We start from the raw sequence: 14,371 nt of genomic DNA on the forward strand, positions 1-14,371 counted from the left end.
CGAACGGTAGTATTCATAGGCACAGATGTCGACCGGCCGGGCATCTCACAAAACCAGTGACCGTTGTATGACTGTGACGCGTTGTGGGCGGCACGCTCGTCCATTCGGGAAGGTTTAACACTTCAATCCGCGCAGGGGCGCCGTGACCGGGGCCTGCGGCATTTTTACGAGCGTGCCGTTTGGCACGAGCTTATCGCTTTGGCGCCCCTCACGCTGCTTGGCTGTGCTTATGGGACAACCCGGTCGAGAAAAGCATCGAATGCGGCAGCAACAGCGCGAATCACGAAGCGATGCTCCTGCCGCACCCGGATGAGACCGTTTTCGATGTCCACTACCCCGTCCTCGGCCAGCTTCGCCAGGCGTTCAGCTGAATCGAGAAAGCGGATTGGATCGAATCCATGGGCCGCACAGATTGCCGGCACATCGGCCTCCAAATCGCACATCAGCCGCTCGATGATTGCGGCTCGCACGCGGTCTTCGTCTGTGAGCCGGCAGCCTTTTGACGTTGCCAGACGGCCACCTGCTATGTGCCGGCTGTAGGACTCGTGTGTCACCTCGTTCTGGACGTAACCATCGCCGACCCGCCCGATAGCCGACGCGCCGAAACCGATCACGGTTTTGCAGGTGTCGGCCGAGTAACCCAGCGAGTTACGGCGTAGCCGACCGCGGGTCTGCGCCAGCGTAAGTTCGTCGTCCGGCAAGGCGAAATGGTCGAGGCCGATCTCTCGGTAGCCGGCCGCAACCAGCGTATCTGCCACGGCCGCAGCCTGTTCGGCGCGGGCGACGCTGTCCGGCAGCGCAGTCTTCTCGATCAGGCGCTGATTCTTGATCACCGATGGAATATGCGAGTAGCCGAACACCGCAAGCCGGTTGGGACGCATGGCGGCGGTTGCCGCCGCAGTCTGGACGCAGGACTCTACCGTCTGATTCGGGAGACCGAACATGAGATCGACGTTGATGCCGCTTACTCCATGCCGGCGCAGCTCTTCGACGGCAGCGGCCGTCTGCGCCTCGCTCTGGACCCGGTTGATCGCTTTCTGAACAATTGGATCAAAACTCTGCACCCCGAGACTCGCGCGGCTCACATTGGCTGCTCCCAGTGCCTCGGCGATCTCGCGCGTGAACGTGCGCGGGTCAATTTCGACGGCGATCGTAGCGGGCTCCCTGAACGCGAAGCGGCGGCGCAGGAGTTCGATCATGGCCAAGAATTCCGCTGCCCCGATCAGGGTCGGGGTTCCACCGCCGAAATGCACGTCGTTCACGACGAGCCTCTGCGGCACTTGCTCCGAGATCAAACGGATCTCGTCACGCAGATCGGCCACATAGTCGAGGATCGGACCATGGTTGCGGGCAATCGTGGTCGGAAAGCCGCAATACCAGCAAATCGATCGGCAGAACGGAATGTGGAGATAGAGCGACACCGGATCGTCAGCCGGCAGACCTCTTAGCCATTCCTCATAGCTTTCTGCGCCGACCGCTGCGGAGAACTCCGGCACAGTCGGATAGATGGTGTACCAAGGCAGGAGAGCCTCGCGATGTTTTTTCAGGATAGAAGTCTGCAACAGTTTCCCTCCCAAGTTGACAACTGTCCTCCTTTTACCCCTGCGATCTCCTGTGTCTCTGCGCTATGTCAATTCCATTCCGCTTCGCGCCGTGTAATCACACCGTGCAAGGAAAAGGCGGGATTTGATCCCGCCTTTCGATGTTTCGCTCACATCATGCCGATCGAGCCGCCAGCCCCACAGCGGGTCTGGATGAGGAAGAAGTCACGCTGGTACCTTCTTTCTGGACCGCTTCTCCGGCGCCGAGACTTCAGGCTCTTTCGGTTTGCGGCCGAGTCCCATTGTCTTGGCCAACGCAGAGCGGGCAGCCGCATAGTTCGGCGCGACCATGGGATAGTCCGCCGGCAGACCCCATTTGGCGCGATATTCATTAGGGCTCAGCCCGTAATGGGTCGACAGATGACGCTTTAGCGATTTGAATTTCTTCCCATCCTCAAGGGAGACAATGTAGTCCGGCGTCACCGATTTTCTGATCGGGACCGCCGGCGTCAACACCGTCGGCTCTTGTGCCGAGACGCGACCGGCCGCCGTGCCCTTCAAAGCTTCGTGCACTTGGCCGATCAGGGCTGAAAGGTCCCCCACCGGAACGGGATTGTTGGAAACATAGGCTGAGACAACATCTGTGGTAAGCTGGATGAGGTTGTCGATGTTTTTGAAGTCTTCTTCTGGCATGAAACTCTCCGGTGGATTGGTCTGCGGAGCGTCGCTTCTAGTGGTGATTTCCGGTGAAAGCAACAAATGTCACGACAGGATTGTTCGTTGCTCGTCCAAGATTGAGGTCTATAGCACCACATCACGCGGTCGTGACACTGATCTGCCTGGTAGTCGCTGTCCCATAACTGCGCCAGTGTCCGCCTTTCCGTTCCGATCTCGTCCGTCTGAATTGCAGAGGGAAGACGCAGAAAGCTTGTAAACCATGAGCCGTGCACTCGATGGGGGCAGAAAAGCTTGCGCGTATGAAACAGGCTGGCGTTGCGCCAGCATGTGGCGACAGGCCACAGAACCGACCAAACCCTCAGGCGAACAAACAGCGACTGCGCGCGCGCCACCATTGAATCCGCCGTCGGGCGATGAATCGCAGTCAATGTCTCCGCCGCTCGATTGGCTTGGTCGACAGGCACGATTCCCTCGATCCGCTGATCTAGCGCAGGGCGTTCGCAGGCCGCATGTGGAGAATGGTTTCCGTGCACATCGTAAGGACTCCATTTATGAAAATTCTATTCCCTGCGGTGGCTGTTGCGCTTGTGGCAGCCACAGCTTTTGCTGCGCAGTCCATCCCGCCAGACCTCAGAGAAACGGCACTGGCCACTTTCAAGCCCTTGCCATTCACGCCGGCGCTCGCCAACAACCCGAGCACGCCGGACAGGATTGCCCTCGGCAAGGCACTGTTCTTCGATCCACGCCTCTCGTCCTCAGGCGTTTTCTCCTGCAACTCGTGCCACAACCTGGCCACCGGGGGCGACGACAATCGTGAAACTTCGATTGGCCATGGTTGGCAGAAGGGGCAGCGCAACGCGCCGACGGTGTTTAACTCTGTCTTCAACAAATCACAGTTTTGGGACGGTCGCGCCGAAGACCTGAAAGCTCAGGCCAAAGGGCCGATACAGGCCGGTGTCGAAATGGCCAACACACCGCATCGAGTGGTCGAGACGTTCAAATCGATGCCGCAATATGTGGAGTTGTTCCATTCAGCTTTCCCGGATGAGGCCAATCCCATCACCCTCGACAATCTAGTCAATGCACTCGCAGACTACGAGGCGACACTGGTCACGCCGGCCCCCTTCGACGCCTTCCTCAATGGCGATGAGACCGCCATCGGTCCCAAAGAGAAACAGGGCCTCGCCCTTTTTATCGAAAAGGGCTGCTCGTCCTGCCATTCCGGTGTCAATATTGGTGGGGAAGGCTATTATCCATTCGGCCTCGTTGAGAAGCCTAGCGCCGACATTCTGCCGAAGAACGACAAGGGACGATTCGCCGTCACCAATGTACCCGAGGATTCCTATGTTTTCCGCGTGCCGTCGCTGCGCAACGTAGCAATCACCGCGCCATACTTTCATTCGGGCAAGGTCTGGGACCTGAGCGAGGCCGTCGCCATCATGGGCACCACCCAGCTTGGCCAAGAGCTAACGCAAATCGAAATCGATCGGATCGTTGCCTACCTTAATTCGCTGACCGGAAAGCGACCGGAGATCACATATCCCATCTTGCCAACTGAAACGCCCACAACACCTCGACCTCGATCCTAGGCATTGGGAAAACAGGCGGTCGCGTCGGGGGCCAATGAGCATTCCTTGACCGATCTGGGAGAATGGCCACAAGCGCAGCCGTCCGATTGGGCCGTGATACGTCGCGGCACGATTGAGCGTCGCACGTTGGTTGCAGGAGCCACTGCCTTGCACCAGCGATGCCCCTCGCGGGGAGATCGACGGCAGCCAGGGTGGCGTTCCCGTCAGCACCTCCGCAAAGTCACATCGACCAGTCGCCCTCCCAGTCCATCACCACCTTGCCCGAGCTGCCGCTGCGCATCGCGTCGAAGCCTACTTGAAAATCATCAATGCCGATGCGGTGCGTGATCAGGCCGCTGACATCGAGCGGACCCTGCACCAGCGCGATCATCTTGTACCAGGTCTCGAACATTTCGCGGCCGTAAATGCCCTTGAGATGCAGCATCTTGAAGATGACCTTGTTCCAGTCGATCTCGAAGCCGGTCGGCGCGATGCCCAAAATGGCGATCTTGCCGCCATTGTTCATGGTGTCGATCATGTCGCGGAAGGCGGGTGCGGCACCCGACATTTCGAGGCCGACGTCAAAACCTTCGGTCATGCCGAGCGCCGGCATGATATCGCGCAGCTTTTCCTTCGACGCGTCGACCACATGCTGGACGCCGAGTTTTTTCGCCAGCGCCAGCCGCACCGGGTTGATGTCGGTGATGACCACCTTTCGCGCGCCGACGCACTGCGCCACCAGCGCAGCCATGATGCCGATCGGCCCGGCGCCGGTGACCAGCACGTCCTCGCCGACCAGATCAAAGGACAGTGCGGTGTGGACCGCATTGCCGAGCGGATCGAAGATTGCGGCGATCTCGTCGGGCACATCGTCGGGGATCGGCACGACGTTGTGCTGCGGGATCGCCAGATATTCACCGAAGGCGCCGGGCCGGTTGACGCCGACGCCGAGGGTGTTGCGGCACAGATGCCCCCTGCCCGCCCGGCAATTGCGGCAATGGCCGCAGACGATGTGGCCTTCGCCCGAAACACGCTGGCCGATCTTGTATTCGGTGACCGCCGCGCCGAAGTCGGCGACGGTGCCGACGAATTCGTGGCCGGTCACCATCGGCACCGGCACGGTCTTCTGCGCCCACTGGTCCCAATTGTAGATATGGACGTCGGTACCGCAGATCGCGGTCTTCTTGATCTTGATCAGAATGTCGTTCGGGCCGATTTCCGGCACCGGCACTTCTTCCATCCAGATGCCGGGTTCCGCCTTGGCCTTGACCAGCGCCTTCATCATGTTCGACATCAGAATCTCCTTACACGTAGGGTGGTGCGACCAACCGCTCGACCGCACGGACCGCCATATCGCCACCGTGCTTGCCGGTATCCTGAGCAGGGAGCGTGAGCGGGCCACTTCCTCCCGCAGACCTGGCAGGCGCCTTCCCCAGCTGGTGAAGCTACCGGCAGGGCAGGAAGATCACCGCTTCTACACAGCCTAGCGGGAGCCGATCTTCTTTGACCGCTCGACCGACGGGCGGTTCAGCGCTCCCGACGGCTCCGATGGCGTTCTGATGAGCCCACCAGCGCGAAGCCATGCTTGGTCTTGGGATTCTGCAATGTCCTCACCTGAAGCTGTTAGCTGGTTTCGGTTTGCACTCGCCACAAGCGAGCGTAAGCGCCTTCAGTTGCCACCAAATCAGCATGCCTTCCCTCCGCAACAACCCGCCCCTTGTCCAAGACCACTATTTTGTCGGCGCAACGGATGGTGCTGAGTCGATGAGAGATGATGACGATGGTTTTGCCGGCCCGACGCAGATCCTCAACCACTCGCAGGACAAACGCCTCGGCGACCGAGTCGAGAGAGGAGGTTGCTTCGTCGAGGATCAGGATCTCCGGATCCCGATACAGAGCCCGAGCCAACGCAAGGCGCTGCTTCTCGCCCCCGGAGAGGCGTACGCCGCTTTCGCCTAGATAGGCCTGGAAGCCACCGGGCCAGCGCTCGATCACCTCCCGCAGCCCTGTTTGATCGCAGATTTGGAGGATCTTTTCGACGTCTGGCTCGAACTCGCCAAGGGCGATGTTGTCGATCACCGAGCCCGAGAACACGTCGACCGATTGCGGCACCGCAGCCACAACCTTGCGCAGGGATACGGTCGAGAGGTCCTGGAGGGCATAGCGGCCTATCCGTATGTGTCCACCCTCAAGCGGGTAGACATTCTGCAGCAGCGCTGCAAGGGTGCTCTTGCCCGAGCCGCTTTCCCCTACCACCGCTGTCATTTCCCCCCGACGGAAGGTGACGCTAAGATCCTGGAAAAGCTCGAGCTGGCTACCATGGCGGAACGTGACCTTCTCCAGGTGGATGTCGCCAATGTCGGATTTGTTGGCATTGATGCCACCACCGCTTTCCGGCTCCAGGTCGAAGATCTCGAACAGGCGATCCGCCGCGATAAAAGCATCCTGAACGATCCGGTTGGTCTGGATCAGACTGGCAACCGGCCGGGTGACATAGCCCAGCAAGGTGTAGCAGGACAGTAATTCGCCGGGCGTGATGGTTTGATCGAGGGCAAGCGTCGTTCCGAACCACAGCAGCACGATGGTGAATAGAGTTGCGAGGAAAGTCGAGGTACTGTCTCCAAAGATCGAGATCAGGCCGGAGCTGTAGACGGAATGCAGCATCTTGATGAAGCGGGTCTCCACCTTGAAGTTCGCGAAGCTCTCCATGCCGGAGATCTTGATCGTGGAGACAGCTCCGAGTGACTCCACCAGTTGCGTTTCAAGTTCGGCAGCGTTCTCCATCATGGCGCGCTGTCGATTCCTGTGCAGCCGGTTGATGGTCCAATAGACGGAGAGGTACAACGGGATGGAGGCCGCCACGACCAACGCGATCTTCCACGAGTATATGAACATCAGCCCTAACGAGAACAGTATCATTAGCACGTCGACGAACATGTTGATCGAGACGTCGTTCAGGAAGCTCCTGATCTTCACCGCGTCGTTCATGCGGGAAATGATTTCGCCCATGCGCATCGTGTCGAAGAACTTCTGAGGCAGGCTTAGGATGTGATTGTAATAGCCAAGGATTAGGTGGACGTCGATTTTCTGTCCCGTTTGCAGGACGAGCAGGTTTCTGAGGAGATTGATTACGACCTGTACAACCAAGATCAGCAGCATGGCGACGCTCATCAGGTTGAGCAGATTTCGGTTGCCCGCTGTAATCACATGATCGACGATTTTCTGGACGTAAATGGCCGTCGAGAGGCCAAGGATCGTCGTCACCAGGGCCCCCGCGAGAGCCTGCGCCATCGCCGCCTTGTGTGGCGCAAGCAGACGTACGAAACGATCTAGGGGTGAGCTGGTCTCGTCGCGGCGCTTGAAGGTGTCTGCCGGAACCAGGAGCACCAGGGCGCCAGTCCATTGCTTTTTGAATTCTTCGTGCGCCAGCTTGCGGATTTCACCATAGGCTGGGTCCATGACGATGACCCACCTGGCATTGATCGCCTGGACTACGACGAAGTGATGCAGGACCTCGTTGACGATTACGTGCGCGATGGCGGGCTTGGGGATTTTGTATAGGCTGTCGAAGCCACCCTTTACCCCCTTGGCAACGAAGCCCAGCTTCCGAGCCGCTTCCATGAGGCCCAGCACAGTCGTGCCGGAGCGGCCGGTCGAGGCATACTGGCGGATACGCGACAATGGCAGCTTGTAGCCATAGAAGGCCGCGACAGAAGCAAGGCTGGCGGCCCCGCAATCCGTGATGTCGCGCTGCTTGAACTTGATGACCTTGCTCGACATGGCGGCTCGCTGATTGTTTGGAAAATGAAGGATCAGTGGCTCGCCAGGAGCGGATTGAGCCAATCGTCGACCTCGCTGTACAGGAGTTCCAGGACAGTGCGGTCGCCCAGGAGGAAGCGAGCCCGGACGGTCATGCCCTTCTTCAGGTTACCGATGACCCCGTGCTTGAGGGCGAGATGGCGGCGAGAGAGCGCGCAGCGGACCTTGAAGGCCGGGGTCCCGTCGTGCAGGGTGAAGTCGTGCGCCACGTCGAGCACCGTCGCGTCAATGACACCCCATTGATTGTAGTTGAAGGCATCCACTTGGAGACGCACCGACTGGCCGGGGCGCACAAAGCCGATGTCATTGGGGGAAACGAAGATTTCCGCCACCAGTTCACCATCCGGCGAAACCCAAGCGACGGTTTGCCCGGCCTGGACGTAGCTGCTGGAATTGAGGCCCGAGAATTGCTCGAGAGCGCCCGATACGGGTGCTCGAATGCGGGTCAGGTCCCGTTCGCTCTCAAGCTGATGCAAGGCGGCCGTGAGTTCCTCAAGGCGCAGGTTAACGTCGAATAGCTGCTGGTTCCATTCGGCGAATTTGCGCCGGGCGAGGATCTCGCCCTGGATCTCAACGTTCTGAAGTGCGAAGGCTTTTTCTTCAACGGCCTTTGCCGGTGCTACAGCAGCGGAGAGCAGTCGCTTAGCACGCTCGAGTTCCGCAGCCGCATTACCGCGAGCATACTGGTTCTCCCGCAGCAGGTTGAGGAAATGGGCGCGCTCGGCCGTGGCTGACTCGGTCAAGAGGTGGATCGGGTCCTTGGCTTGCGTGCCGGAGGAGATCAGGGTTTCTAGGTCACTGGCAAAATCGCTCTTCGCGCGAATATCGCCTTTAAGCGCCCTGAGCTTTTCCTCAACCACCCCATCATCGAGGGCGAGGATCTCTTGCCCCTGAGCAACCAGATCGTTTTCGGCGGCAAGGATGCGGGAGATGCGTCCGGAGACCGGCGCCACCAGGGGCGTCTTCTCGACGGTGGGTCGAATAATACCGGCACTTTGGAAAGATACCGTTACTGTGATGAAAGGCAGAGAGACCAGCGCCGCAACCACAGAGAGCAAAATAATCTTGTAGATGATCAAAGATCTACCTGATCCTCGATAAAGGATGCTCTCTGAAGTGCAGTTGGCGAGTTCAGAAATGAGTGAGATATTAATCACGGTCTCGCTGGTCACAATGATGTTGATCTATGATGTTGCCAATCATCCACCATGTCTTCGGCGCGTGCTACACCAACGAATCCTACAGCAGAAACTGAGGCTATGAACCAAAAACCACCGGAAGTTGATGATCCCGCTTCTCGGGTTAACTCGGTCAAGCCGTATACTGATATGTCGATATCCATTGTTTTCCTTTTCAAAAACATTCAACGATGAATGTCGGCGATCTTCTGCCGATCGGCAGCACTCCCCCCCGCGCCTAAAGACGGCAATACCCATGCCGACTACGAGAATAGAGGCCAAAAAGGCGTTCTGTAGCTTATTCCAAACCCAACTGAGAGTGCGTCGGCCGTACATCACGCATACGACAAACCAGGCGACATCTGCCTGGAGGTGACCGAGGTCAACCCCAGGCGGCGCGAATATTATGGATCTTCTTAATGATGCTTAATATATGTTATCACGGCTGCTATACCCAGTGCTATCGCAGCAACTCCGCCAAATACTGCCGACGCCAGCCAGAACCACCCTCCGGACGTTGCACATGCTTCTTCGCGCGTTAACTCGGTCACACCATAGGCTTGCAGATTGGTCTTCATTTTTTCTCCTCTCTTAGAGCTTGAAATGTAAGGGTGAATCAGTGATTTGGGTCGGCGACTTTTGCCCCTATGCTTACAGCGGCAAGGCCGAACGTCCCCAAAATCGCGAAAGCTATTGCCCAAAACATCCCTCCCGAAATTGCAGATGCTTCTTCGGGAGCCAATTCGGTCACACCATAAGCTGACATTTCGGCCTTCATTTGTTTTCTCCTTTCCCAGAGCTCAAAATAATACGATGAATCAGTAATGCACGCTCGGCGGCGTGTGCCGCCGTACAACGACAACATCAAGAGACGTGCCAACTGCACAGGAAGCTCAGGAACAGCGCTTATGCTTTTTTGTTTCGGCGGCTTAATTGAGAGCGCGGCGGCACGCCGGGCCGAACATCACGCTGTCAGCGCGACAAACCAGGCCACAGCTGCCTGGAGATGACCAAGGTCAACCCCAGAGCAGTCGCGAATATTATGGATCTTAATGATGCTTAACATATGTTATCACGGCTGCTATACCAAATACTAACGCAGCAACTCCGCTAAATACTGCCGACGCCAGCCAAAACCACCCTCCGGACGTTGCACATGCTTCTTCGCGCGTTAACTCGGTCACACCATAGGCTTGCATATTGGTCTTCATCTTTTTTTCCTTTCCTAGAGCTTGAAATGTAAGGGTGAATCAGTGAGTTGGGTCGGCGACTTTTGCCCCTATGCTTACAGCTGCAAGGCCGAACGTCCCAAAATCGCGAAAGCTATTGCCCAAAACATCCCTCCCGAAATTGCAGATGCTTCTTCGGGAGCCAATTCGGTCACACCATAGGCTGAGATATCGGTCGTCATTGTTGGCCCATTCTAGTGCTGAATAAGAGCATGAATCAGTGATACCGGTCGACGCGTATGCCGCCATACCACTAGAACATCAAGAGTCGTGCCAACTGGGTAGGAAGCGCCTCAGAAAAACTGTTCTGCACGTTATCAATGGCTTCACTGAAAGCGCGGCGACACGCCGGGCCGAACATCGCCGTGTCGCTAACTCGACAAACCCGACAGTAGGGGCCAACCCAAGGTGCGTCGGTCTCCTTAGGTCGGCGCTGAGGTCCGGGTTCGTACGTCGGGCCGCGACCGGGACATCCATTGTGCAACCGAAGCTACGTCATCGAAGCGACGAGTCCGGCTGTAACGGACTCGACTGGATCGGCCGCTATCTCGATGGTGCCGGTGCTCAGGGGGCATCCTCAAGCGTTGGCCCTCGGTGAAGTGTCTGTTGGCCGCTGGCACCTGTGAGAGGCTGCAGCTCATGGACAAAGCCGTCTTCCTTCATTTCGTGGCGAAATCATCCGTCCTCGGACCAGAAGAGGCTTCCCAGATCCTGCCCCGCCGCTCAGCCGTCCAGCGGGCCTTCGGCTGGACGACAAGGGTGGGACTCGCACGCGTCGACCGACTTGCGCGCGGCTTTCGATGGCGTCCTTTCTGCCTTAAATATCCGCGAAGCCCGCGGGTCACATGTTTGCCCGTCACAGTGGCCCAGCGACCTGCGCCCGCTCTTTCTCCCGCAGCGCGCATGCGGCAGCGACCATGTTCATGAGGGCAGGCCGGACCTCCTCCCATTTCCTTGTTTTGAGGCCACAATCCGGATTCACCCACAGTTGGCCGTCCGACAGTCGGGCGCGGGCAAGTTGGGCGAGATGTAAAATCTCGCCGACTTCCGGGGCACGTGGTGAGTGAATGTCGTAGACGCCAGGACCGATGTCATTCGGATATTTGGACTTCGTGAAGGCGTCTAGCAGTTCCATTTTGGAGCGCGACGTCTCAATCGAAATTACGTCCGCGTCCAGTTCAGCGATCGAGTCGATGATCTCATTGAACTCAGAATAGCACATGTGGGTGTGAATTTGGGTCGCGTCCGCTACACCCGTTGAAGCGAGCCGGAAGCATTCGACAGCCCAGCCGAGATAATGTTTCCAGTCGGACTTCCGCAGGGGCAAGCCTTCGCGAAACGCGGCCTCATCGATCTGGATCACCCTTGCGCCAGCTCTTTCCAGGTCGGCCACTTCATCGCGGATGGCGAGCGCGATTTGGCGGCAGACCTCGGCGCGGGGTACGTCGTCGCGCATAAAAGACCAGTTAAGAATGGTCACTGGGCCTGTGAGCATGCCCTTTACCGGCTTTTTCGTCAGCGACTGGGCAAATTGCCACCAGAGGACCGTCATCGGATTGGGCCGCGATACGTCGCCGAAGATGATGGGAGGGCGCACGAGCCGGGAGCCGTAACTTTGCACCCAGCCATGCTGGGTGAAGGCGAGGCCGGACAGCTGCTCGCCGAAATGCTGCACCATGTCGTTTCGTTCGAACTCGCCGTGTACCAGCACGTCCAGCCCGATCTCCTCCTGCCAACGCACAGCCGCCTCAGTCTCCTTCTTCAGGAAGGCCTGGTAGTCGACATAGCTCAGCCGGCCCTTCGCGTGAGCGGAGCGCGCCCTGCGCACCTCGGGCGTCTGCGGGAAGGACCCGATGGTCGTCGTCGGGAACGGCGGCAGGCGGAGCATGTCGGCCTGGACTCTCGAGCGCTTGGCAAATGCGCTCTTTCGTTGCTTCATGACGCCGTCAATGCTGCTAATTCGACCGTGGACGAGCGGATCATGGACCTTTGTAGACATTGCGCGCGCGGCGGCCGCCTCGGCAGAAGCTTTCAGTGAGCCTGCTACGGCCTCCCTGCCTTCGGATAAGGCTTGGGCCAGCACGAGCAGCTCTTCAGTCTTCTGGGCGGCGAATGCCAGCCACGAACTGACGTCCACATCCAGCGCGGTCTCCATCCGCAGGTCCATCGGCACATGAAGCATCGAGCAGGAAGGCGCAATCTCGACGCGATCCAGCGGCCAGCCGGCAACGACCGGCTTGATGCGGTCGAGAATGGCAGCCAGGTTCGCGCGCCAGACGTTGCGGCCGTCGATCAAGCCAAGTGAGAGCACCAGATCCTTCGGTGCGAGCCGACCAACCGTCTCCAACTGCTCGGGAGCGCGCACTAGATCGAGATGTAGGCCCGCCAGGCGCAGCGAAAGCGTGGTCTCGAGATTGTCCCCGAGCGGCCCGAAATAGGTAGCCAGCATTATTTTCAACTTGGGCGCGGCTTTCGACAGCTGGCCGTAGGTGAATTCGAAGGCAGCTCGTTCGATCGGGTTAAGATCGAGCACAAGCGCCGGCTCATCAATCTGCACCCAGTCCGCCCCCGAGAGCTCCAGCGTCCGCAGGAGTTGCTCGTAGACGGGCAGCAGCCGCGGTAGGAGCGCTATCGGATCGAAACCCTGGTCGGGAGACTTCGCCAGCTTGAGGAAGGTGACCGGTCCAAGGATGACCGGGCGTGTATGGATGCCAAGCTCTTTTGCCTCCAGAAAGTGATCGACTGGGTTCGTCGACGAGAGGGCGAATGTCTGATCCTGGCTCAGCTCCGGCACGATGTGGTGGTAGTTAGTGTCGAACCATTTGGTCATTTCCATCGCGGTTACGCGCTGCCCCTGAACTGCATGCCCGTGACTGGCGTGTCCACAACCCGCAGTATCGCCTTCCGTCCCGCGCGCCATCGCGAAGTAGATGTCGAGCGGGACCTCGCCGCCCGTCCAGCCGTAACGAGCTGGCACGGCGCCGACCATTGCTGCGGTGTCGAGCACATGGTCATACAGTGAGAAGTCGTTCGACGGGATTTTCGACACGCCGCGATCATGCTGCTCGCTCCAGCTGGCGGCACGGAGTGCCTTCGCCGTCGCGAGAAGGTTGGCAGCAGAAGATTTTCCGGACCAGTAGCTTTCGAGCGCGAATTTCAGTTCTCGCCGGCGACCGACACGCGGCATGCCAAGCGTTGCTATGGGAACTTGCTGGGAGACATTCATTCCATACCCCGATGGTTGGGGCGGGGACAAGGAAGGCGCTAGCAGGCCGGCATGAACACCGAGCTGCCGCGGCCACCAGACACCCCGCCCGTGGACGTTGTTCACCGTGGCAGGTCTCCTGGCTCGCGGGTCACAGCCTCTGCCCCGTCTTCCCGGGGCAGGTCGCCCCAGTGACATTGGTGGGTTGGCTCGCCGCTTACAGTTGCGGGGGGCAGCGCCGGCATTGCACCGGTTTCCCTCTTAGCTCCGCTACGGCAGCGCCTTGCGGAGAACCACGACATGCGGACAATCGCAGCAGCTCGCATTGTTGTCAATGACGTATAAAGAAATGTTTATGTGTTTATGTGAACTGTTTACCTGCGGCGCGTTCCCAAGTCGCAGGTCGCCGTAGAGCTGAGCCTTCTGCGCCACTCTCCGGTGTGCGCAGGCTGTGCCTCGCCGCTCGGGCAATCTGCCATTTGTACGATCTCGTCCCAAAACGAACTTCGTCAAAAATGGCGCGTGTTGGCCATTCATGATCGGGCGGCAGTACTGGCCCGAAGTGCGACAAGTCCTGAGCCTCAACAACCAGAAATTTGGAGAAAAACCGCCATCCTTCTCGGACTGGTACGCGTTCGATTTACACGCGCTTGTCTGGACAGCCTGCACAACGGGAAGGTGGGCAACACGTGGCCGAAATGCCGCCCTACAGCAAACCAGCCTGTTCAGCCTCGCAGCGCAAATTCTGCCGAGGCCTTGGCCCGATCTGCTGGATGACCAGTCCGGCCGCCAGCGAGCCGATATCGCCGCAGTCCTTCAGGCTGCGGCCTTGCGTGTAGCCGTAGAGGAAACCGGCGGCATAGAGGTCGCCGGCGCCTGTCGTGTCAACCAGTTCCTTGATCGCGGTCGCCTTGATCACCACGGTCTCGTCGCCGCGCACGATCACCGAGCCCTTTTCGGAGCGGGTGACGGCGGCGATCTTGCAATCCTTGCGGATCAGCGCCAGCGCCTCGTGGAAGGAGGCGGTCTGGTACAGCGACTTGATCTCGTGGCTGTTGGCAAAGACGATATCGACTGTGCCCGAGCGCATCAGCTCCAGAAACTCCTCGCGGTAGCGGTCGACGCAGAACGAATCCGACAATGTCATCGACAC

General features: G+C 58.8%; 10 protein-coding genes and 1 riboswitch. Of the genes, 1 reads left to right on the forward strand and 9 read right to left on the reverse strand.

Translation table 11 applies throughout. The annotated features are described in order from the left end of the window. Positions 1-227: 227 nt before the first annotated feature. Complete coding sequence (gene hemN, locus AC0L2K_RS32175) at positions 228-1,562, reverse strand: oxygen-independent coproporphyrinogen III oxidase (protein WP_473533287.1); 1,335 nt, start codon at positions 1,560-1,562, stop codon at positions 228-230. 204 nt (positions 1,563-1,766) lie between these two features. Beyond that, positions 1,767-2,234, reverse strand: coding sequence for a Ros/MucR family transcriptional regulator (locus AC0L2K_RS32180; RefSeq protein WP_065011147.1), 468 nt, complete (start codon positions 2,232-2,234; stop codon positions 1,767-1,769). A gap of 536 nt (positions 2,235-2,770) precedes the next feature. On the opposite strand from AC0L2K_RS32180, the gene AC0L2K_RS32185 reads away from it, so the two are divergent. Further along, complete coding sequence (locus AC0L2K_RS32185) at positions 2,771-3,808, forward strand: cytochrome-c peroxidase (protein ID WP_473533288.1); 1,038 nt, start codon at positions 2,771-2,773, stop codon at positions 3,806-3,808. Positions 3,809-4,028: 220 nt separating this feature from the next. Here AC0L2K_RS32185 and tdh read toward each other — a convergent pair whose 3' ends face one another. The 7 genes from tdh to AC0L2K_RS32220 all read right to left on the reverse strand — a co-directional run. Beyond that, positions 4,029-5,081 (reverse strand): L-threonine 3-dehydrogenase, encoded by a 1,053-nt coding sequence (gene tdh, locus AC0L2K_RS32190; RefSeq protein ID WP_473533289.1) that lies wholly within the window; start codon positions 5,079-5,081, stop codon positions 4,029-4,031. A 329-nt stretch (positions 5,082-5,410) separates the two neighbouring features. Further along, positions 5,411-7,567, reverse strand: a complete 2,157-nt coding sequence (locus AC0L2K_RS32195) for a peptidase domain-containing ABC transporter (RefSeq protein ID WP_473533290.1) — start codon at positions 7,565-7,567, stop codon at positions 5,411-5,413. 32 nt (positions 7,568-7,599) lie between these two features. Next, positions 7,600-8,685, reverse strand: a complete 1,086-nt coding sequence (locus AC0L2K_RS32200; RefSeq protein WP_473533291.1) for an HlyD family secretion protein — start codon at positions 8,683-8,685, stop codon at positions 7,600-7,602. A 515-nt stretch (positions 8,686-9,200) separates the two neighbouring features. Further along, positions 9,201-9,362: a hypothetical protein gene (locus tag AC0L2K_RS32205; protein ID WP_156768246.1), complete on the reverse strand. Its 162-nt coding sequence runs from the start codon at positions 9,360-9,362 to the stop codon at positions 9,201-9,203. A gap of 38 nt (positions 9,363-9,400) precedes the next feature. Next, the gene (locus tag AC0L2K_RS32210) at positions 9,401-9,562 is read right to left on the reverse strand and encodes a hypothetical protein (RefSeq protein ID WP_156768247.1); all 162 of its coding nucleotides are present in this window, start codon (positions 9,560-9,562) and stop codon (positions 9,401-9,403) included. A 1,307-nt stretch (positions 9,563-10,869) separates the two neighbouring features. Then, positions 10,870-13,215, reverse strand: coding sequence for a 5-methyltetrahydropteroyltriglutamate--homocysteine S-methyltransferase (metE, locus tag AC0L2K_RS32215; protein WP_473533297.1), 2,346 nt, complete (start codon positions 13,213-13,215; stop codon positions 10,870-10,872). Between the two features lie 115 nt (positions 13,216-13,330). Continuing rightward, a riboswitch (cobalamin riboswitch) is annotated at positions 13,331-13,531 on the reverse strand. A gap of 393 nt (positions 13,532-13,924) precedes the next feature. Further along, positions 13,925-14,371 (reverse strand): adenosine kinase (locus AC0L2K_RS32220; protein ID WP_473533292.1); only part of this gene is annotated, 447 nt, incomplete at its 5' end.

This window comes from Mesorhizobium sp. WSM4817, assembly GCF_055811135.1.